This window comes from Bradyrhizobium sp. FW305-F6, assembly GCF_058782905.1.
In genome coordinates, this window is the sequence record NZ_JBYSYD010000004.1 from 72,478 (window position 1) to 93,480 (window position 21,003).

Consider the following 21,003-nt stretch of genomic DNA (forward strand, 5'->3'; position numbering starts at 1 on the left):
TATGCCTCCGCGGACTCAAATGCGAGAGAAGTGCGAGCGGAGAGAGACCCCTCACCCGTCTCGCCGCTATGCGGCGAGCCACCCTCTCCCACAAGGGGTCCCACAAGGGGAGAGGGTACAGCGGTCGCGCTGAGAGAGCCCTAACGCCCCAATTCCGTCGCCTGCGCCACGCGGTCGAACCGCTCCAGCGTCATGATCGCATCGGCAAACTTTTCAGCGCGCGCGTCCAGCACGGGGCGGGCCAGCGTCAGAAATTTCTGCTGCATCGCCTGCGTATCCGGGAACGAGGTCGGCTCTCCGGATGGATCGGCGTAGAGCCGCTCGTGCACGCCATCATCCGTCGTGATGCTCACGCGCGCGCCAAAGGGGTGGGTGCGGCCGATCTCGAGGCGGTCGTCCTGCACCACGTCGAACTTGTCGGCGAGCGCGTCGATGGCGGCATCGCCGAGCCGGCTGTAATCGTCCCAGCCGAACGAGCCCTGGTCGAGCGCGAGCGCGCCGGTGAAGAACATCGAGAACTGGCCGCCGACGATCGAGCGCGGGTGCCGCTTGGTGGCGGCATCGCCGGTCAGGGTGATGCCGTTGCGGTGCAGGCCGATCTCGACGCGCTTGACCTGGTCCGGCGTCAGATTGTGCTCGCGCCGCATCGCGATCAGCGCGTCGATCGCGGCATGGGTGTAGCGGCAGCTCGGATACGGCTTCACGCCGATCTTCATGGTCTCGTAGGTCTTGCCGAGCTCGGCGACCGCCTTGTCCGGATGCGCGTCGTCGGTGTAGCCGGCGAGCAGGCCGTGCTTGCCCTCGACCGATTCGGTCGCGCCGACGAAATCGTTGCGCGCCAGCGTCGCGGCGATGACGCCGTTCATCGCGGCGGCGCCGACCTGGTAGCGCTTGTTCCAGGCGCCGTTGACGAGGAATTGCAGCGAGCCCGCGGCCTGGCTGCCGGAGACGCCGAAGGCAGCGACGAGCTGCTTCTCGCTGAGGCCGAACAGTTTCCCGGCCGCCGCAGCAGCGCCATAGGTGCCGGCGGTCGCGGTCGGGTGGAAGCCGCGCGCATAATGCGAGGTCGGGTCGAGCGCGTTGCCGAGCCGGCAGCAGACCTCATAGCCCGCCACGATCGCGGTCAGCACGTCGCGCCCGGACGCGCCGACCATCTCGCCGACGGCGAAGGCAGCCGGGACGACGGGCGCGCTCGGATGCAGGGAGGAATCGGCGTGGGTGTCGTCGAAATCGAGGGAATGGCCGAGCGCGCCGTTGAGGAGCGCCGCGACCGCCGGTGTCCAGGTCTTGGTGTCGCCGAACACCGTGGACTCGCCCTTGGTGTCGAGCGCCAGCGCCTCCAGCATTTTCAGCATCGACGGGGTCGATTCGGCCTCGCGTCGCGCCCGGATCGCGCTGCCGAGAAAGTCCAGCGTCAGCACTTTGGCGCGATCCAGCACCTCCGCTGGAATATCCTGGTATTTCAGGTTGAAGACATAGGCGGCGAGCGTTGCGGTTTCGTGAGCCATCGTGTTTCCTCGTTTTGGCGCGCAAGTTAGGCGGGCTGATTTGGCCTTTCAAGCGGCCTTGCGGCCGCGGGCATCAGCCATGCTTTTGGTCGGCTCAAGAGGATCGGGATATTCCGCATGACGCGCGCAAGGCAGCTGCTCGACCGGATCAGGTCGCGGCGGACGCAATTGGGATTGGCGATCCGGGTCACGGTCGCCGCGACCGCCGCCTATGCGATCGCGACCGCGCTGCACCTCTTGCTGCCGCTTTGGGCGGTGCTGACCGCGCTGATCGTGACCCAGATGAGCGTCGGCCGCTCGCTGAAGGCGACGCGCGACTATATGCTCGGCACCATCGGCGGCGCGATCTATGGCGGTGCCCTCGCGATCCTGATTCCGTACTCCACGGAGGCAGGCCTCCTCGGCCTGCTGGTGCTGTCCGTGGCTCCGCTCGCCTTCATCGCCGCAATCAATCCGAGCCTCAGCGCTGCCACGGTGACGGCCGTGATCGTGCTGCTGGTTCCGACCATGCATCATTCCGATCCCCTGGCGTCGGCGATCGACCGCGTTAGCGAGGTCGGCGTCGGCGCGGTCACCGGATTGCTGGTCTCCTTCCTGGTGCTGCCCTCGCGCGCGGTGCGTCAGATCCGCGCCAGCGCGGCGACGCTGCTCGAATTGATCGCCGATGCCTTCACCGAGCTGCTCGCGGGCCTGACGCGCGGCCGCGACAACGATGCGCTGCACCGGATCCAGGACGGCATCGGCAGCGCGATGGTCAACCTCAATGCGATCGGCTCCGAAGCCGAGCGCGAGCGCGCCGCGCGGCTGTCAAGCGGTCCGGATACCGGCCCGTTGCTGCGAACGATCCTGCGGCTGCGCCATGACGTCGTGATGATCGGCCGCGCCACCGTGGTCCCGCTGCCGATCGAGGTGCAGACGCGGCTGGCAGGCCCTCTGGCGGAGGTCTCCACCGTGATCGAGCGCTTTCTCCGCTCCGCCGCCGCGGCCTTGCGCGAAGGTGCCGGCGCGCCGCCGATCCACCCCGTCCACGTCGCGCTCCAGCATTACGCCGAGGCGGTGGCGTCCGTCCGCCAGGACGGCCTGATTCGCGGCCAGCCCGGCGATACCGCCGAGCGCTTCTTCGCGATCGGCTTCTCCCTGGAGCAGATGCATCAGAATCTCTGCGACCTCGACCGCGTCGTCGGCGAATGGTCGGAGGCGGCAAGCGCCAAGTCGGTGCGCGTGGCGGAGTGAGACGGGGCTACACTGATGACGGCATCGAAGCAAGAACTGTGTATTGACGGGTCGGAATTCGCGACGCTGGAGGAGTTCTACGATCAGATCGGCCTTCGCATCATCCCAGGAGCCGAGTGGGGCCGAAATCTTGACGCGTTCAATGATATTCTAAGGGGCGGATTTGGCACGCCGGAAGAAGGGTTCGTTCTCTGCTGGCGAAATCACGAAATCTCTAAGCGAAATCTCGGATATGACGAGACTGTTCGCCAGCTCCAGCAGAGACTAAAGCGATGTCACGCTTCGAACATTGCTTCTGTTGAGAATTATCTGGCCGATGCGCTGAGGCACGAGGGACCGACGGTATTCGATTGGCTTATAGAGATCATCCAGCGCCATTGCCCCGGCGGCGCCGAAGCGGAGGATGGAGTCGAGCTCGTTCTTCTATGACGAGCTCTGCAGATTTGTGAATGGACACTCTATCGCTTCGTCAGCCCTTTGCCCCGCATCCGCCAGAGAAGCAGATCGATGCGATCCTGACCGAAGAACGGCTCGTTCTCGAATACGAAAGTCGGCACGCCCCAATGGCCTGATGCGGCGTGGTCCTTCTCGTTCTCGGCGATCACCCGCTCGTAGCGATCGGCGTCGGCGCTGATCGCCGCATCCATCGCGGCGAGGTCGAAGCCCGCCGTCTCGGCGGCGCGGGCGAGATGGTCGCCTTCGTTCCATCCCGCAACCGACCCGTCCCACAGCACACGCGCGATCGCCGACGTGAACCGGAGCGAGCGTCCCTCGAGCTGCGCCATCGCACCCAGCCGCGTCAGGCGATAAATGTAGGGCTGCTCGGCTGCGACTTCGAGCGTCGTCATGTCCTGCACGATCGGATCGGGCCGCGGAAAGCGAAACGGAATGTTCTGATATTCTGCCACCCGGGTGGAATCGCGCACGACATAGCGCGCGAATTGCGGGTTGGCCTTCTTGAAGAAGCCCGGCACGCGCACCGCCAGCGGATAGACCGGCCGCAAATTGACGTCCAGGTCGTAGTCCTTGACCAGCCCGAGCGTCTTGGGCAGCGCGAGGTAGCTGTAGGGGCTGCGGAAAGAGTAAAAGAGATCGACTGTGAGCGTCACCGGCGCGGCTCCGTGATGCGGCGCATCATGCTGCGAACGACGAACTTGTGAAAGGGCATGATGAGAATGAGGTAGCTTCGGCCGAGGAGATTATGCGTCCGCACCAGCGTGGTCGAGGTGACGCGCCGGTTTGCGGCATCCCCGTCCACGTCGACCACGATGCGGAAATCGAGATGATAGTCGTCGAAGCCTGCCACCAGCCGCTCGGGCGTTTCGCCGATCACCGGGAACAGGCCGATCAAGCCGTGCGGCGCCGGAGCGCCTTCGCCCGAAGTCTTCAGCCCAAACGGCTTCACCAGAACGTTGCGCAGGCGCAGCAGCGTGTCGATCCATCGCGGCCCGTCCAGCACCATTCTCGTACAGGCTTCGCGAGCACTCATCACGGTGGCTCCGAGGTCCACGCGAAACGCATCGATGAACTGCGCGCCGCCCAGCAGCGCGTCGACATGAACCTCGGGGGTGATTTCGCGGACTGCTGACGTCATCTCGCCAGTCTGCGCGTCAGCATCCGAAAGCGCAAGATCAGGAGGCCGGCATAGACGAAGGTGCCGACCGAGAATCCGACCCAGACGCCGGTCGCGCCCAGTCCCGTGTGGAATGCCAGCAGCCAGGCGACGGGAAAGGCGACGCACCAATAGCCGATCACTGCGAACACCAGCGTCATCCTGGTGTCATTGAGGCCGCGCAGCGCACCGCCCACGATGGTCTGCAGGCCGTCGGCGATGAAGAAGGTGGCGCCGACCACCAGCAGCGTAGCCGTCAGTTCGACCGTTGCTGCGCTCGCGCCGCTGCTGCCGAAGAACAGGCGGCCCAGTTCATAGCGACCGAGGATGATCGCGACTGTCAGGGCGGAGACGAGCGCGACACCGAGCACGGCCGCGGCGAGCCCTGCGCGCCTCACCGCCGCCGGATCGTCGCGACCGAAGGCATGGCCGACGCGTACCGTGGCGGCCATGCCGATGCCGAGCGGGACCATGAACAGCACGGCCGTGACCTGGAGTGCGATCTGGTGCGCGGCGAGCGCGGTGGTCGAGATCAGCCCCATCAGCAGCGCCGCCGAGGAGAATAGGCCGTATTCCATCAGCAGCGAGAACGAGATCGGCGCGCCGACCGCAATCAGCTGGCGCATCAACGGCCAGTCGATCCGCCACAGATGGGCGAGCGGATGATAGTCCGCGAACGGCTTTCGCCATGCGGCGATCGCGAGCGCGGCGATGAAGGTGCCGAGATTGACCAGCGTGGTTGCAAGCCCCGCGCCGAACAGGCCGAGCTCCGGCAGGCCGAACAGGCCGTGGATCAGGACATAGACGAGGCCGGCATTGACCGGGATCGCCGCCACCGTGATCCACAGCGGCGCCTGCGGCCGGTTCACCGCGCTCATCATGCCGCGCAGCGCGATGAAGCCGAGCGCCGGCGCGATGCCCCAGGCGAGGCCGCTCAGGTAGCGTTGCGCCAGGGCGGCCAATTGCGGGGTCTGCCCGAGCGCGAGCAGGATCTGCTCGCCATAGAGCGGCGAGGCCATCATCGGCAGCGAGATCAGCAGCGCAACCCACAGGCCGACGCGCAGGGAGCGGCGGATCAGCCTGACGTCGCCGGCGCCGAACGCCTGCGCCGCCAGCGGCGACACCGCGGAGGTCAGTCCGAGCCCGAAGGTGAAGCTGACGAAGTAGACCGTATGGGCCAGCGCCGCCGCGGCCACCGCGTCCTCGCCGAGCCGGCCGATCATCGCCAGATCGGTCGTGATCATCGCGATCTGGCCGAGCTGCGTCAGCATCAGCGGCACGGCGAGTCGCAACGTCTCGACAAATTCTTCGGCGAGACGGTTCGGCGGCGCATCCGAGCCTGCGAGGCCCGGCTGCCTGGTGTCCAAAAGCCCGGTCATGGCAAGGCCATAGCAGCCTCGATCGGCGAAGTAACGGCAAAGAAACGTCGGACCGGGTCGCGCCGGAAAAAAGATCGCGCTGGGCCGAAGGAAAGTTCGACCTGCGCCGTATTCGTCATGTGCGGCGAACCGGCGCCGGTCTCACATTGGGAAGTTGAGCATGACAACGAGATTCAGGCTGAGGTTTGCCGCGCCGTTCATCGGCTCGGTCATTATCGCTGCCGGCCCCGCCGCAGCGGCAGATCTGAGGCTTCCCGCATCGCCGCCCCCGCAAATCCAGGCGGCGTCGGCGGCTCTGCTGAGCTGGGCGGGGCCCTATCTCGGCGTGCAGGCCGGCTATCTCTCCGGCCGCTCCGATGTTTCGTTTCCCGCCACCGGTGAGTTTCACTTCGTCGATCCCAAGGGCGCGACCGTGGGTGCGACCGCTGGCTTCTCGGCGCAATGGGGCCGGATCGTCGCCGGCGTGGAGGGCGACGTGAATTTTGTCGATGCGCGCGCGACCATCGACACCGGCTTTCCGCCGACGCCATCGCTCACGCAGCTTCAATCCGCCGTCAACTGGAACAGCCATCTGCGTGGGCGCATCGGCTATTCCTTCGGCCGGACGCTGCTGTTCGCCAGCGGCGGCCTCGCCATCGCGGGCGTCGAGAGCAAGGCGTTCGACAATGCGAGCGGGGCGGTTGCCAATTGGAGCGATACCCGCGTCGGCTGGTCGATTGGAGCGGGCACTGAATTCCGCTTTGCACCGAACGCCTCCGCCCGGCTCGAATATCTCTATGACAATTACGGCTCGAAAACCCTCGGAAGCCAGACGGTCGGCGCCGTCAATTTCGCCGATCGCACGTCCAAGCTCGATACGCACACCGTTCGAGCCGGTGTTTACTGGCGCTTCTGACGGGCGATCGCGACTTGTTGCCGCAGATGATACGATTGAGGAGGCGTCGCATTCGAGCGATGCAGCATACCCTCACGGTCGGGACCAACGCGTGTTCCGCAGCAATGGCGGCCGCAGGCCAGAGCAACAGATCGGGATGATGGAAGAGCCTTCGGACGAGGCTTTGATGTCGGAGGTTTCGGCGCGGCGGCAGCAGGCGTTTCGCATCCTGATGCGGCGTCACATGCCGCGGGCACTCCGGGTCGCGCAGCGGATCGTGCGCGATCCGGCCGAGGCTGACGACATCGGCCAGGAGGCCTTCATGCGGGTCTGGACCCACGCCGCCTCGTTCGATCCGCAGGTCGCGAAATTCACGACCTGGCTCTACCGCATCGTCCTCAACCTGACCTTCGATCGCACGCGGCGCCGAACGTTTCTGCCGCTCGAAGAGGCCGGCGATGTGCCGGATTTGGGACCGCACGCCGTCGAGCGTCTGATCGCCGACGAGGAGCTCAGTCTGCTCAATCGCGCGATGGCCGGCCTGTCGGACCGGCAGCGCGGCGCGATCGCGCTGTTCCACATGGAAGGATTGAGCGGCGAGGAGGCTGCGAAGGCGATGGACGTCAGCGCCAAGGCGTTCGAGTCGCTGCTGGGCCGCGCCCGCGCGACGCTGAAGGCAAACATACAGAAAATACAGGAGACGGGGAGCTACGCATGACGCCCGAACAGTTCAGACAATTGGCCGAGACATGGGGAGGCGATGTCGAGCGCTGGCCCGAGGCAACGCGCGAGGCCGCGCGGCGACTGGCGGCGAGTGCGGAAGGCGCAGCCGTCCTGGATGAGCAGGGGCGCCTCGACCGCCTGCTCGCTGTCGCCCCGGAGATCGAGACTGCGCGGGCGGATCGGTCGAGCTTGCTTGTGCTGCAAAGACTGGCGGCGATGCCGCAGCAGAACCATCGGCCGTCATGGTATCGCCTGCTGCGCTGGCCCGCGCTCGTTCCCGCCGCAAGTCTCGCCTGCTCTGCCTTGGTCGGCGTGTGGCTGGCGGGGGCGATGCCTTATGTCCATTCGCCGTCGGACCCCTTGTCCGTCATGAGCGGCGTCTTCGATGTCTACGCAATAGGATTTGGATCGGTGCAATGAAGTTCTGGCGAGAATGGTCCACTCCCTGGCGGGCGCTCATGCTGTTGTCGCTGTGCGTCAACGTCATCCTGTTCACCTATGTCGCGGCGCAATGGCTGCGGCCCGGCGGCTTCATGCCGGGCGCGGGTGCGGGCGTGCCGCTCCGCATGATCGAGCGTGTCGCGGAGCGATTGCCCGCGGAAGACGCAGAGATCCTGTGGGGCATCTATCGCGGCAAGGAGGCCGAGCTCCAGCCTCTCCAGTCCGAGTACCGGCTCGCGCTGATGAAGGCGATGAAGACGGCGGCACAGGCGAATCTGGACAAGGCCGAGCTGGAAGCAGCCGTGAAGGATGCCCGCGACAAGCGCGTGAAGATAGGCGACCTCGTCGTCGCCACCTTCGTCGAGATGCTGGAGCGTATTTCACCGAAAGGACGCCGCCAACTCGTCGGCGGCTATTTTCGCTGAGCCGCGCCGAGTGAACGAGGGATTCGGCCCGTCCAGACGTATCACCTACATCGATGTCTGCGACATAGTGGAGATGATATGGTGCAACGATCTGGCAGGACGGCAAGCGGACCGGCGGTGAGGTTCTCGCGTCGGGCGGCCGTCTACGTGCGTGCGGCTCTTGCGGCCGCGAGTTTGATCGCACTTCTCGTGTTGTTTCTTTCGCAAGCTTCCGCAGGCGATGCGCGGAGTGAGGCAAAGCAGGCCTGCAAGGCCGACTATTCGCGGTTCTGCGCTGGCACCATGCCCGGCGGCGGCCGCATCCGCAAATGCCTCGGCGACAATTACGCGAGCTTGTCAGCGGCCTGCAAGCAGGTCTTCGACGCGAACCCGCCAAAGTAGGATAGGCTAAATCCGCTCCGGCACGCGCTTGATCTTCGCCCCAAGCGCGTTCAGCCGCTCCTCGATGCGCTCATAGCCGCGCTCGATCTGGTCGGCGTTGTTGATGGTCGAGGTACCCTCGGCGCAGACTGCCGCCAGCAGCATCGCCATGCCGGCGCGTATGTCGGGCGAGGTCATCGTCGCGCCGTGCAGGCGGCTGGGGCCTGCGATGATGGCGCGGTGCGGATCGCACAGCACGATCCGCGCGCCCATCGCGATCAGCTTGTCGACGAAGAACATCCGGGATTCGAACATCTTCTCGAACATCAGGATCACGCCCTCGCATTGCGTGGCTGTGACGATGGCGATCGACATCAGGTCGGCCGGGAAGGCCGGCCAGGGCTGGTCCTCCAGCTTGGGCACGTGGCCGCCGAAATCGTCCTGGATCTTCAGCGTCTGGTTCGAGGGCACGATGAGGTCGTCGCCCTCGACGCGGCAGACGATGCCGAGCCGTTCGAAACCCATGCGGATCGAGCGCAGATGCTCGACGCCGGCGCGCGTGATGCGCAAGGGCGAGCGCGTCACGGCGGCCAGCCCGATCAGTGAGCCGACCTCGATGTGGTCGGGTTGGATCCGGTAGGTCGTACCGCCGAGCGTAGCGGGACCATGGATGATCATGGTGTTGGTGCCGATGCCATCGATCTGCGCGCCGAGCGCGACCAGGAAATTGGCGAGGTCCTGCACATGCGGCTCCGATGCAGCGTTGCGCAAGTATGTGACGCCGTCGGCGGCAACCGCCGCGACCAGCGCGTTCTCGGTCGCGGTGACGCTCGGCTCGTCCAGGAAGACATCCGCGCCGGCGAGCTTGGCCGCGCGGAATTCGAGCCGGTCGGTCGCGGTGACCTTTGCCCCCAGCTGCTCCAGCGCCAGCACATGCGTGTCCAGCCGGCGTCGGCCGATGACGTCGCCGCCCGGCGGTGGCAGCATCACCTCGCCGCAGCGGGCGAGCAGGGGCCCGGCGAGCAGGATCGAGGCGCGGATGCGCACGCACAATTCAGGATCGAGGTCGGCGGCGCGGATGGTCTTGGCGTGGATTTGCAACGTGTTGCGCGCGGTCCATTCCGCCGTGGCGCCCACCGAGCGAATCAGCTCGACCAGCGTCTCGGTGTCGCGGATGCGCGGCACGTTCTCCAGCGAGACCGGATGCTCGGTGAGCAGCGCCGCGGCGATGATCGGCAGCGCCGAATTCTTGTTGCCGGACGGCTCGATCGAGCCCGAGAGCCGGTGACCGCCCTCGACGATGTATTGGATGGGCGCCAATTGGATACTCGCTGTCCTGATGGGTGGGGCTGTTTCGGGCGGGAAACTACAGAGAATTGAGCGCGGGAGCAATTGTGCTGGGCGGCACTTGCAGGTCCGAGCTTGAGGCAGCAAGCCGCCTTAGAACAGTCCGATGATATTCCCGATCACATAGAGGATTGCGATCAGGATCAGCGCCCCCATCATGAAGAAGGAGATTTCGATCGCGATGGCGCCGGTGCCGAGTGTGGCAGCGACGGCGGCAAGGAGCCGCTCCTCCCGGAAGATCAGCGAGAGAACCGAAAACAGGATGGCGAGCAGGCCGAGCGAGATTGCTGTGACCGAGGCGGTTTCACTCCAGCTTCGTCCAGCCGACTTTTCGACCTTCGGAGCCTGATACTCCACGCCCTTCACCTTGGCGACGATGCGGTCCTTGATGCGATGGCCGGTGTCGACAATCACCTTGTCCGCCGGCGGCGGCGGAAACACGATCGGCACCACCCAATGCGGCAGCACCGCCGCCATCAGCGCCAGCACGCCGACAATGCTGCCGATAATGCCGAGGCGGCGGGGTGGGACGGTGGAACGGGGCGTTGCAGAGGCGACCATGGCGCGAGGTTTCCCGGCCGGAAGGGCCGACGGGTTCATGCCACTTCGTCGCGACGGCGCGTGGTGAGGTTCAGGGCGGTGTTACCCAGGAGGTGGTGCGCTCCCTCCCCGCTTGCGGGGAGGGCGGGAGAGAGGGGGTCTCCACAATGGGATAATCCCCTAGAGGAGAAAGCCCTCACCCGCCGCTTCGCGTCGACCTCTCCCGCAAGCGGGAGAGGTGCAGCAACAGCTTGGTTGGCAGGTCAAATTCCAAGGCGGCCAGCCGCCTCAAATATCGATCGTCGCGCTCAGCGAGTGTTCCTGGATGAAGTCGCGGCGCGGCTCGACCACGTCGCCCATCAGCTTGGTGAAGATGTCGTCGGCCTGGTCGACCTCCTTGACCTTCACCTGCAGCAGCGAGCGCGCATTGGTGTCCAGCGTCGTCTCCCAGAGCTGCTCCGGGTTCATCTCGCCAAGACCTTTGTAGCGCTGCAGCGTGACACCCTTGCGGCCGGCGTCGGTGACCGCTTCGAACAGGTCGACCGGGCCGTAGACCATGTGTTCGACGTCCTTGCGCCTGAGCTTGCCGGGGCGGGCATAAACGTCCTGGAGCTTCACGGTGTACTCGTCGAGCTTGCGGGCTTCGGCCGAGCCCAGGAAGGCATCGTCGATCACGGCGGCTTCCTTGACGCCGCGGATAGTGCGCTCGAACAGGAAGCCCTGGCCTTCGACGTACTGGCCGACCCAGCCGCGCTCGACCTCCTCGGACTGATTGTCGAGGCGGCCGGCGATGTATTGCGCCGCCGCGGCAGCCTTCTCCGGATCGCCGTAGATCGCCTTGTTCAGCACGCCGGTGATTGCAGCCTGCTCGATGACCTTGCGATGGTAGCGGCTGTGCAGATTGCGAAGGATGCCGCGAACGACGCGCGCATCCTCGACCAGCGAGCGCAGGTCGCGCCCGGTGCGGTCACCGCCCGCGCCGGCAATGAACACGCAGTCGTCAAGGCCGGTGTCGATCAGATAGTCCTCCAGCGCCCGCTCGTCCTTCAGGTACTGCTCGGACTTGCCGCGTGAGACCTTATAGAGCGGCGGCTGCGCGATATAGAGATAGCCGCCGTCGATGATGGCGGGCATCTGCCGGTAGAAGAAGGTGAGCAGCAGCGTGCGGATATGGGCGCCGTCGACGTCGGCGTCCGTCATCACGATGATCTTGTGATAGCGCAGCTTCTCGATCGAGAACTCGTCGCTGATGCCGGTGCCGAGCGCGGTGATCAGCGTGCCGATCTGCTCGCTTCCCAGCATCTTGTCGGGACGGACGCGCTCGACATTGAGGATCTTGCCGCGGAGCGGCAAGACGGCCTGGAATTCACGGTTACGGCCCTGCTTGGCGCTGCCGCCTGCCGAGTCGCCCTCGACGATGAACAGCTCGGATTTCGCGGGGTCCTTCTCCTGGCAGTCGGCGAGCTTGCCGGGCAGCGAGGAGACCGAGAGCGGGCTCTTGCGCGTCAGCTCGCGCGCTTTTCGCGCGGCCTCACGCGCGGCCGCGGCCTGGATCACCTTGCCGACGATCATCTTGGCTTCGGAGGGGTGCTCCTCGAACCAGGCGGCAAGCGCCTCGTTGAGCACGTTCTCGACCACGGGGCGCACTTCCGAGGACACCAGCTTGTCCTTGGTCTGCGACGAGAATTTCGGATCGGGCACCTTCACCGAGAGGACGGCGGTGAGGCCTTCGCGGCAATCGTCGCCGGTCAGCGCGATCTTTTCCTTCTTGGCGTTGGCCTCGGCATAGCCGTTGACCTGGCGCGTCAGCGCGCCGCGGAAGCCGGCGAGGTGGGTGCCGCCGTCCCGCTGCGGGATGTTGTTGGTGAAGCACAGCACGTTCTCGTGGTAGCTGTCGTTCCACCACAGCGCCGCCTCGACGCCGATGCCGTTGGCCTCCGAGCGCACCATGATCGGCGCCGGCACGATCGGGCTCTTGTTGCGGTCGAGATATTTGACGAACTCCTCGACGCCGCCGGAATAGTGCATCTCCTCGCGCTTCTCGACCGCATGGCGCATGTCGGAGAGGGCGATGTGAACGCCGGAATTGAGGAAGGCGAGCTCGCGCAGCCGGTGCTCGAGCGTGGCGAAGTCGTATTCGATGTTCTTGAAGGTCTCGGGCGAGGCCATGAACGTCACTTCGGTGCCGCGCTTGCCCGGGGCATCGGCGACGACCTTCAGCGGCGCGACGGCATCGCCATGTGCGAACTCGATGTAGTGCTCCTTGTTGTCGCGCCAGATGCGAAGCATTAGCTTGCTGGACAGCGCGTTGACGACGGAGACGCCGACGCCGTGCAGGCCGCCGGAGACCTTGTAGGAGTTCTGGTCGAATTTTCCGCCGGCGTGCAGCTGGGTCATGATGACCTCGGCCGCCGAGATGCCTTCGCCCTTGTGGATGTCGACGGGAATGCCGCGGCCGTCGTCGCGCACGGTGACGGAATTGTCGGCGTTGAGGATGACGTCGACGCGCGTGGCATGGCCCGCCAGCGCTTCGTCGATCGCGTTGTCGACGACCTCGTAGACCATATGGTGCAGGCCCGAGCCGTCGTCGGTGTCGCCGATATACATGCCGGGGCGCTTGCGGACGGCATCGAGGCCCTTGAGGACGCGGATCGATTCCGCGCCGTAGTCGCTCGGATTTGAGGGCTCGTTTTCGGCAGCGGGCTGCCGAGCAGGTTCTGTCATGAGAGGCCTTCGAGATGTCGCCCGAATCAGCGGCGCTAAGGCGCTGATTTGCGGGCCATTTGTGCCATGAAAGACCGCCTGCGCCTAGCGCAAAGTATCCTCCGGCAACCCTTTGAATAAATAGGGTTTTTTGGCTGGCTTTCAAGGCTTCTGAACGGCGGTTTGGGGCGCTGCAAAAAGCCCGATTCGAAGGCCCGTTCTGGGGCTCCGGAAAGCGTGGACTTGCGGGGCGCAGTGGCCTGTTCCGAGGCGTCGCCGGGCCCCGGGACATAGGCCACTGGATTCAGTAGACCTGGGAGGGCTCCTTATCGTCGCTGAGGGACCATGCCTCGCCTGCGGCCACGGTGATGGTATCGGTGCGCATCCGAAGGCCCGACACAAGCAGCGCGCAGGAATACGTGCCGGGCGGCAGATCCAGCACTTGTGGATGATTTTCGCCGCCAGAAATCTTGATGGTTTGATCGTTGATCACAAGCGAAGCCACGTCTTTCACGAGATAGCCGAAGATCAGCCGCGCTTGTCCTGCTGTCGGCAGGACATCGGCCCTGGCTGCGGCTTCCGGATTCCTTTGCGCCAGGTTGATCGTGGTCTCGCCCTTGGCGCGGCCAAGCTTCAACGTGGCCGGGCCCTTTGGAGAGGCGAAGGCGAGCTGCACGCGATCGGCGGCGATTACCGCATCATCCGGCTTCTCGTGCCAGCCGCGCTGCCCGAGCTCTCTGCGGTAGAAGGCAAGCACCTCGCTGAGCTCGGCAGGCACGCGGGCTTCGATCTCGAGCCGGACCGGGGTCGCGGCACCACGCGCATGCGTGGAGCGGGATTGACTGAAGCTGCTTTGCTTCGGCGCTGGCATTTCGACGCCGGGATCTGCGGTCAGCGGCTCTTTCGAGCAGCCTGCGAGAAGGGTGAGGGCGCACACCAGCAGCCGCCATCCCGCCCGGACCTTCGTCCCCTGCCTTGCCGTCGTCATGCCCACTCTCCGGGGATGCCGGGTCTTCGCGCCTCCCGACGACTAGTCGTCCCGCGAACGGGACAGGTTCACCCGGCCGTTTCGGACGCAGGCGGCGGGTTCAATACATCTGCACCGGCAGCACGTCGCCGCTGGGGCCCACCAGCAGACCCCAGGCCTCGCCGGCGGCCACGGTCAGGGACTCGCTGCGTGCGGGGCGGCCGGGCAGGCGCAACGCGTACGCGTATTTGCCGGGCGGCAGGTCGAGCATCGGGCCTTTCGGTGATTGCGGGCCGCCGGCGCCGGCTGCGATTTTCACGGTTTGCTTGTTGATCGTGAGCGAGACTTCCTTATCGCCCATATTGCCCGTCATCAATCGGGCCTGTCCCGCCTTCGGCATGATGTCGGCCTTGGCCGCGGCATCGGCATTCTTCTGCGCCAGGCTGACAAGGGTCTCGCCCTTGGTGCGGCCAAGCTTGAGCACGGCGGGACCTTGCGGTGAGGTGAAGTCGATCTGCGCGCGTTCCGCTGCTACAACTGCGCCCGCGGTTTTCTCCTGCCAGCCGCGCTTTGCAAGCTCGGTCCGGTAGAAGGCGAGAACCTCGTCGAGCGAAGCGGGGATGCGGGCCGTCAGTTCGCTGCGGAGCGGCGCTTCGCCCCCGGGGACCTTCGTGGTCTCGAGCGCTTTGGAAGAACGCTGCGTCGGCACCGGCAGGGGGGACTCGGGATCGGGCTTGAGCGGCTCGGCAGATCGCGCCTGCACCTCCACCTCCGCGCCGGGCGCAGGCTTGGCCGCTCCCGTCACCAGACCCGATCCATCGGCGCGGACATTCACCTTCGGGCCCATCTGCATCACGGTCATCGAGATCGACTTGCCGCCCTTGGAGAACGCCATCACAGCCATGTTGGGCTGGTTGATCACCGAGGGCTGCTCCTTCCAGCCCGAGCTCTTCAGCGTCGAGCGATAGAACGTGCTGAGCGCCTTGACGCTCGATGCCGAGGAGAATTGCAGCCGGCCATCGCCGCCTTCGAATTTCACGTCTTCGGCGTTTTCAGGCAGCGGCACCGGCGTCTTGCCGTCAGCGAGCGCATTGAGCGGAGCGTCCGACAGGGACGCGGCCTGCGTCTTGCGCCTGATATCATCGGCCGCAATGAGCTGCTGAGCCGTACCCAAGGCATCGCTCAGGAACTTCGCGTCGGCCTCCCTCTTCGCCTTGGCACGGGCGGCGAGCGCGGATTCCTTTACCTGCGCGGTCAGGCTGACCATGGTGAAATCATATTTGCGGCCAAGCCGCAGCACGCCCGTTTCCTCAGCTGAGGAGATCTTGATCGCCACCTCGTCGCCGGGCGCGAGCGGCGCGCTGCCGTCCTCCTGCCACCCGCGCGCGGCGAGCTCACGGCGGTAGAAGGCGAGCACGGCAGGCAGCTCGGCGATCGCGGCGGCCGACATCTCGCGCGTGTTGGAGCTTGTGCTGCCGAGGCCCCTGGCAGATCTGGTCGGCTTGGGCCGCGGCAGGCCGGCCATGTCATCGTCGGCCTCGAGCACCTCGGGCAGCGCGAACGGCGCCACCCTGATCTCCACATTGGTGCGACCGTCGTCGCGGCGCATCAAGGTCAGCATCACCGGCTTCTGCTTGTAGAACTGCGTCGTGTCGCCGCCGGGATGATCGTAAAAGAAGCGCGCGCCGTTCGGCACCGTCTCGCCGAGGTCGGCACCGGGCCAGCGGGCGGCCGTCTCGGGCGTGAGCTTGCGCCAGCCGATCGCCGCCATCTCCTTGGCGAAGAAAGCGGCGGTTGCATCTAGGGCGCCAGGCGCGATGCAGCCGAGATAGGGCCGGGTCTCGTCGAACACGAGTTCGGTCGCGCCGTCCGGAAACGGCACATTGGAATAGATCCGGTTCGGCGTGTAGGACACGGCGGACTGGCCGCGGGCCTGCGTGAAGGAGGCACGGAGCCCTTGGCGTCCCTTCTTGAAAGTCAGCGCGGAGCTGTTCTCGTTCAGTGGATACACATAGGGCACCCAGCCGTCCGCACTCAGCAGCTTCTTCGTGGCTTCCGACGCGGCGGCAACCCCGGTCGGCACGGTGTATGTCACACGGTGGGTGTCCCGGCGCGAGCTATCCTCCACCGCGCCCTCCAGCCGCGGCAGGAGATGGACGTCGACCATGCCCTCGTCGGCCGCGCGCGCGGGACGTGAGGCGCTCGCCATCGCGAGCATACCGCAGGCAAGCAGCAACCATCTTGCCGGGACTTGCGTCCCGCGCCGGATCATCGGCATCGTCAGAGCTCCGGATTTGGGCGCGGCGTGAAACCCGCGCAATTGCAGGCTGCGGCACCGTCGGCGCGGCCTCAGACGAGAAGTCGTGGCACGAACCGGCCAGGTTCAACAGGCAGCGCAGGAGCTGCGCGGTGCGAGGCAGGGCTCAATAGCTGCAGCGGCGGCCACGGCTCTCCAAAGCGCCCGACCGTGAGCTCCCACGTATCGCCCGCGATGGTCAGCATGCTCGTGCTGGCCGGACGACCCGGCACGCTCTCGCCGTAGGCGTATTTGCCGGGCGGCAGGTCCATCGCAACGGCGGTGGGCGCCGGCCTGGCCGGCGGCAGGCAGGACGTTCGTCGGGGTCGCGACCTCGAGATTCGTCTGCGCCAGCTGCAGCGCCGTCGTTGCGCGCGCGAACTCCAGCCCTGCCAGCCTCTGCTGCGCGGGAAAGGCGCCGAGGCAGCGTCGCGATGGGTGAGGGAATTAGCCCCTGGTCTGCAACCGCTTAGCGGGGGCCGAACTCGACCAATATCGGACCGGGATTTTGCCCACGGTCGTAGACGATTGTTCGCGGATAGCGCATTTCGGGCAGGCTAAGGACGACCACAGTGGTCGCGGCGGCAGTGACCAATACCAGGACACCGCAAGTCGCGCCGAGGGCCGTGAACACGCGCATGGCCTGCTGCTTCGCTGCGTCCCTGTTCACCGCCCTGAGAGCTGCCCGCCCTCGCATGACCGATTGCATCGCCACGTCCAGGCTCAAGGCTGGAAGGAGCGCCACCGCTCGCATGAACCACCAACTCAAGACACCAGCGATCGTCAGCAGCTGGACGGCCGCTTGCTTTCTCTGATGAGACCCCACTTCAGCCCCCAATTGTCGCGGGAATTCGCAGTTCCCGCCCCTGCACGCCCATGCTTGCACGGGTGCCCGAGGCCCGTCTTTTAAGCAATACAACTGATCCGGGCAATACCGAATCACGCGCGCATTCAGATAGGATAAACATGCAAAAGACAGACAGGTCAATAAAGCTGGAGCGGTGGCCATGGCTCTCCGTTGCGTCCGACCGTGAGCTCCCAGCTATCGCCGGCTGCCATGGTGAGCATGTTCGTGCTGGCCGGACGGCCCGGCACGCTCACCCTGTAGGCGTATCTGCCGGGCGCCAGGTCCAGCGCGACGGCGTTGGCGCCGGCCTGGCGCGGGATGGTACGCTCGTCGATTGTGAGCACGGCTTCGGCCTCGCCGATATTGCTGAACACCAGCCTGGCCTTGCCGGGTTCGGGCAGGACGTTCGTTCGGGTCGCCACCTCGCGATTCTTCTGCACCAGCTGCAAAGCGGTGCTGCCGTCCTTCCACGCGAGCTCCAGCGCTGCCGGCCCGACCGGAGAGACGAAAGCGAGCCGCGCATGATCGGCGCTGACCAATGCGTCATCCGGCTGTTCCTCCCAGCCGAGCTTTCGAAGCTCGGCACGATAGAAGGCGAGGACGTCGGCGAGTGTTGCGGGCACGCGCGCCTCTAACCTGGTTCGGAGCGGCTCTTTGATGCCGGGCATCACGGTGGTGTGGATTCCGCGATAGCTGTAACGGGTCGGTGCGGGCAGCCTGGCAGCAGGGTCCAGCGTCAGCGACGTCGAGAACAGCGGCGGCAGGCTGGAGACCAGGGCGCCGGCGCTGGCCGCAAGCAGGCAGCTCGCGAGGAGAGCGAGGCCGCACGCAATGAGTTGCCATCGTGCCGGAGCTTGCGCTCCACGCCCCACCGCCGCCATGCTCGTGCTCCAAGGATATCGCGCATGCCTGAAATCCTGCGCGATCGCCGCTGCTCGCGGCCTCAAGCAGCTAGTCGCGGCCGCGAACAAGCGGGTTCAACCCGCCGGCCTAGCGTCGGGCCGTCACTCGTCCGCTCTCGACGTCAAACACTTCGCCGCCTGCGCCAATGTCGGCGAAGGCGGCAGGGTCCGCACCGGTGAGCCAGACCTGCGCGCCGAGCTTCGTCAGCTCCGCAAACAGCGCCGCGCGGCGGTTCGGATCGAGATGCGCGACCACCTCGTCGAGCAGCAGCAGCGGCACGATGCCGGTCATTTCCGCCACCAGGCTCGCATGCGCGAGCACGAGGCCGATCAGCAGCGCCTTCTGCTCGCCGGTGGACGCATCGCGCGCGGGCATGCCCTTGGGCGCATAGACGACCTGGAGGTCGGTGAGATGCGGACCATCGGTGGTGCGGCCGGCAATCGCATCGCGCGGACGGTTGTCGCGCAGGATCTGACGGTAGCGATCCTCGACCGACGTCGCGGTCTCCTGCAGCAGCGCGTTCTCCATCCAGCCGTCGAGCGCGATTTGAGCCGAGGGGAAGGCGGAGTCTTGCGCGCGCGCGTTGAGCATGCCGGTGAGTCTTGCCGCGGTCTGGCCGCGCGTTGCCGCCACGGCGACCGCAAGCTCCGCCGTCTCGCGCTCGATCGCGTCGCACCAATGGTCGTCGTAATTGCGCGTCTCCAGCAGGCGGTTGCGCGAACGCAAGGAGCGCTCGAGCGCGTTGATGCGGCTGGAATGCTCGCTGTCGATCGCGAGCACCAGGCGGTCGAAGAAGCGCCGCCGCTCGGAGGCTGCGCCCATGAACAGCCCGTCCATTGCCGGCGTCAGCCACACCATGCGGATGTGGTCGCCGAAGGCGCTGGCCGAACCCACCGGCTCGCGGTCGATGCGGCAGCGCCGGCTGACGGATGCGTCCGCGCGCGGCGGGTCGATGCCGGTGCCGAGCGTCGCCAGCCCCAGCGCGCCCTCGACCTGCGCGGAAACGGCCCAGGAGCCGTCGCCCTGGTTGTCGGCGACATCCTCCAGCGTCGCGCGGCGCAAGCCCCGTCCCGGCGACAGAAACGAGATCGCCTCGATGCAATTGGTCTTGCCCGCCCCGTTCGGCCCGACCAGCGCCACCATGTCAGCCGCCGTCTCGAGCCCCGCCGCCCGGTAATTGCGAAAATGCGTCAGCGTCAGGCGGTGAATGCGGGAGGGAGTCATGCTGTCTCGTCATTGCCGGGCTTGACCCGGCAATCCATCGTCCGCATCAGCGGACTATTTCATCATACAGGTCTTGCCACGCGGGGTTGCTTTTGACGATCAGGTCGATCTTCCACTCGCGTGACCAGTGCTTCATATTCTTTTCGCGCTGAAGGGCAGCGGCGATCGTGTCGTGTGCCTCGAAATAAACCAGGGTCTTCACGCCGTAACGCTTGGTGAAGCTGTCTGCCAAGCCTTCGCGATGTTCATAGATGCGCCTGACCAGATTGTTCGTGACGCCGATGTAGAGCGTTCCACCGGGCTTGCTGGCGAGGATGTACACCTAATAGGTCATTTCGATGGATGGCTGGGTCAAGCCCGGCCATGACGAAAAGAGAGAAATCGTCTCACACCCGCATCGGCATCAGCACGTAAAGTGCGCTCTTGTCGTCGCGGTCCTGCACCAGGGTCGGTGAGCCAGGGTCGGCGAGCCTCAAGGTCGCGACGTCGCCTTCGATCTGGGCGGCGATGTCGAGGAGGTAGCGGGAGTTGAAGCCGATATCGAGGGCGTCGGAGGCGTATTCGACCTCGAGCTCTTCGGTCGCGCTGCCGGAATCCGGGTTGGTCACCGACAACACCAGCTTGCCCGCCGACAGCGACAGTTTGACCGCGCGGCCGCGCTCGCTCGAAATCGTCGAGACGCGGTCGACCGCGTTCTCGAAATCCTTCTTGTCGACGACGAGCTCCTTGTCGTTGTTCTGCGGGATGACGCGGCCATAGTCGGGGAAGGTGCCGTCGATCAGCTTCGAGGTCAGCACGACATTGCCGATCGTGAAGCGGATCTTGGCTTGCGACAGCTCGATGGTCATCTCGGCCTCGGTGTCCTCGATCAGGCGCTGCACCTCGCCGACGGTCTTGCGCGGCACGATCACGCCGGGCATGCCATCGGCGCCCTTGGGCTGCACCAGGTCGAGCTGGGCGAGGCGGTGGCCGTCGGTGGCGACGCCGCGCAGGGTCGCGGCCTTGGGCGTGCCGGCGGCATGCAGATAGATGCCGTTGAGGTAATAGCGCGTCTCCTCGGTCGAGATCGCGAACTGGGTGCGGTCGATCAGCCGCTTGACGTCCTTGGCGGCGAGCGAGAACGAATGCGACATGTCGCCGGCGGCCAGATCCGGGAAATCATTCTCGGGCAGCGTCTGCAGCGTGAAGCGGGAGCGGCCGGCGCGAATGGCCAGCACCGCGCGGTCGCCGTCGGCCTCTAGCACGATCTGCGAGCCGTCGGGCAGCTTGCGCACGATGTCGTAGAACATGTGTGCCGGCACGGTGGTGGAGCCCGCGGTCGCGGTTTCCGCCGGCAGCGTCTCGGTCACCTCGAGGTCGAGGTCGGTCGCCTTCAGCGACAATTTCGCGTTCTCGGCCCGGACCAGCACGTTGCCGAGGATCGGGATCGTGTTGCGGCGCTCGACCACGCGATGGACATGGCCCAGCGACTTCAGGAGTTGCGCGCGTTCGACCGTAACCTTCATTGCACTACTCGCCCGATCCCAAGAAAACACTGCACTGAGAAGGCCGGGCGGCGGGACGCGCGCCACGGCACCGAAGCCCCGACAAAGCCGGATCATCCAGCCGATATGACCAAAGC

General features: G+C 65.9%; 20 protein-coding genes. 7 read left to right on the forward strand and 13 right to left on the reverse strand.

The features are described 5' to 3' along the window. Positions 1-140: 140 nt before the first annotated feature. Positions 141-1,508, reverse strand: a complete 1,368-nt coding sequence (locus tag AC3WLX_RS24870) for an MmgE/PrpD family protein (protein ID WP_492337972.1) — start codon at positions 1,506-1,508, stop codon at positions 141-143. A 117-nt stretch (positions 1,509-1,625) separates the two neighbouring features. Here AC3WLX_RS24870 and AC3WLX_RS24875 point away from each other — a divergent pair, with 117 nt between their 5' ends. Both AC3WLX_RS24875 and AC3WLX_RS24880 read left to right on the forward strand, forming a co-directional pair. Next, entirely contained in the window at positions 1,626-2,741 is a 1,116-nt protein-coding gene (locus AC3WLX_RS24875; protein WP_492337973.1) for an FUSC family protein, read from the forward strand. Between the two features lie 15 nt (positions 2,742-2,756). Next, positions 2,757-3,170 carry a barstar family protein gene (locus AC3WLX_RS24880; RefSeq protein WP_492337974.1) on the forward strand — a complete coding sequence of 138 codons (414 nt, stop codon included), beginning with the start codon at positions 2,757-2,759 and terminating at the stop codon, positions 3,168-3,170. A 29-nt stretch (positions 3,171-3,199) separates the two neighbouring features. On the opposite strand, the gene AC3WLX_RS24885 is transcribed toward AC3WLX_RS24880, so the two are convergent. From AC3WLX_RS24885 to AC3WLX_RS24895, 3 genes are read right to left on the reverse strand one after another with little or no spacing between them, the layout of a single operon-like run. Next, a complete protein-coding gene (locus AC3WLX_RS24885; protein WP_492337975.1) occupies positions 3,200-3,850 on the reverse strand; it encodes a 2-hydroxychromene-2-carboxylate isomerase in 651 nt (216 codons plus the stop codon). After that, the gene (locus AC3WLX_RS24890) at positions 3,847-4,335 is read right to left on the reverse strand and encodes a DUF2867 domain-containing protein (protein WP_492337976.1); all 489 of its coding nucleotides are present in this window, start codon (positions 4,333-4,335) and stop codon (positions 3,847-3,849) included. Before AC3WLX_RS24890 ends, AC3WLX_RS24885 begins: the two co-directional genes overlap by 4 nt. After that, positions 4,332-5,732: an MATE family efflux transporter gene (locus AC3WLX_RS24895; protein WP_492337977.1), complete on the reverse strand. Its 1,401-nt coding sequence runs from the start codon at positions 5,730-5,732 to the stop codon at positions 4,332-4,334. Before AC3WLX_RS24895 ends, AC3WLX_RS24890 begins: the two co-directional genes overlap by 4 nt. Before the next feature lie 160 nt (positions 5,733-5,892). Between AC3WLX_RS24895 and AC3WLX_RS24900 the strand changes: the two genes are divergently transcribed. The 5 genes from AC3WLX_RS24900 (at position 5,893) to AC3WLX_RS24920 (ending at position 8,576) form a co-directional block, all read left to right on the forward strand. Further along, positions 5,893-6,627 carry an outer membrane protein gene (locus AC3WLX_RS24900; protein WP_492337978.1) on the forward strand — a complete coding sequence of 245 codons (735 nt, stop codon included), beginning with the start codon at positions 5,893-5,895 and terminating at the stop codon, positions 6,625-6,627. Then, positions 6,509-7,324 carry an RNA polymerase sigma factor gene (locus AC3WLX_RS24905; protein ID WP_492338404.1) on the forward strand — a complete coding sequence of 272 codons (816 nt, stop codon included), beginning with the start codon at positions 6,509-6,511 and terminating at the stop codon, positions 7,322-7,324. The genes AC3WLX_RS24900 and AC3WLX_RS24905 overlap by 119 nt, the downstream gene beginning before the upstream one ends. Next, positions 7,321-7,749, forward strand: a complete 429-nt coding sequence (locus AC3WLX_RS24910) for a hypothetical protein (RefSeq protein WP_492337979.1) — start codon at positions 7,321-7,323, stop codon at positions 7,747-7,749. The genes AC3WLX_RS24905 and AC3WLX_RS24910 overlap by 4 nt, the downstream gene beginning before the upstream one ends. Beyond that, the gene (locus AC3WLX_RS24915) at positions 7,746-8,195 is read left to right on the forward strand and encodes a periplasmic heavy metal sensor (protein ID WP_492337980.1); all 450 of its coding nucleotides are present in this window, start codon (positions 7,746-7,748) and stop codon (positions 8,193-8,195) included. Before AC3WLX_RS24910 ends, AC3WLX_RS24915 begins: the two co-directional genes overlap by 4 nt. Positions 8,196-8,273: 78 nt before the next feature. Further along, a complete protein-coding gene (locus AC3WLX_RS24920) occupies positions 8,274-8,576 on the forward strand; it encodes a cysteine rich repeat-containing protein (RefSeq protein WP_492337981.1) in 303 nt (100 codons plus the stop codon). A gap of 6 nt (positions 8,577-8,582) precedes the next feature. Here the strand turns inward: AC3WLX_RS24920 and murA are convergent, their stop codons facing one another. From murA to dnaN, 9 genes are all read right to left on the reverse strand, one after another. Then, positions 8,583-9,875 (reverse strand): UDP-N-acetylglucosamine 1-carboxyvinyltransferase, encoded by a 1,293-nt coding sequence (murA, locus tag AC3WLX_RS24925; protein WP_492337982.1) that lies wholly within the window; start codon positions 9,873-9,875, stop codon positions 8,583-8,585. Between the two features lie 120 nt (positions 9,876-9,995). Beyond that, entirely contained in the window at positions 9,996-10,463 is a 468-nt protein-coding gene (locus AC3WLX_RS24930; RefSeq protein WP_492337983.1) for a hypothetical protein, read from the reverse strand. 267 nt (positions 10,464-10,730) lie between these two features. Then, positions 10,731-13,166, reverse strand: coding sequence for a DNA topoisomerase (ATP-hydrolyzing) subunit B (gene gyrB / locus AC3WLX_RS24935; protein ID WP_492337984.1), 2,436 nt, complete (start codon positions 13,164-13,166; stop codon positions 10,731-10,733). 283 nt (positions 13,167-13,449) lie between these two features. Beyond that, complete coding sequence (locus AC3WLX_RS24940; protein ID WP_492338405.1) at positions 13,450-14,133, reverse strand: hypothetical protein; 684 nt, start codon at positions 14,131-14,133, stop codon at positions 13,450-13,452. Positions 14,134-14,233: 100 nt separating this feature from the next. After that, positions 14,234-16,390, reverse strand: a complete 2,157-nt coding sequence (locus AC3WLX_RS24945) for a hypothetical protein (RefSeq protein WP_492337985.1) — start codon at positions 16,388-16,390, stop codon at positions 14,234-14,236. A 1,002-nt stretch (positions 16,391-17,392) separates the two neighbouring features. Further along, positions 17,393-18,136, reverse strand: a complete 744-nt coding sequence (locus AC3WLX_RS24950; RefSeq protein ID WP_492337986.1) for a hypothetical protein — start codon at positions 18,134-18,136, stop codon at positions 17,393-17,395. 109 nt (positions 18,137-18,245) lie between these two features. Then, a complete protein-coding gene (gene recF, locus AC3WLX_RS24955) occupies positions 18,246-19,382 on the reverse strand; it encodes a DNA replication/repair protein RecF (RefSeq protein ID WP_492337987.1) in 1,137 nt (378 codons plus the stop codon). A 46-nt stretch (positions 19,383-19,428) separates the two neighbouring features. Beyond that, on the reverse strand, positions 19,429-19,704 hold the full coding sequence (locus AC3WLX_RS24960) for a GIY-YIG nuclease family protein (RefSeq protein WP_291626296.1): 276 nt from the start codon (positions 19,702-19,704) through the stop codon (positions 19,429-19,431). A gap of 64 nt (positions 19,705-19,768) precedes the next feature. Continuing rightward, positions 19,769-20,887, reverse strand: a complete 1,119-nt coding sequence (gene dnaN / locus AC3WLX_RS24965; protein ID WP_492337988.1) for a DNA polymerase III subunit beta — start codon at positions 20,885-20,887, stop codon at positions 19,769-19,771. Between the last annotated feature and the right edge of the window lie 116 nt (positions 20,888-21,003).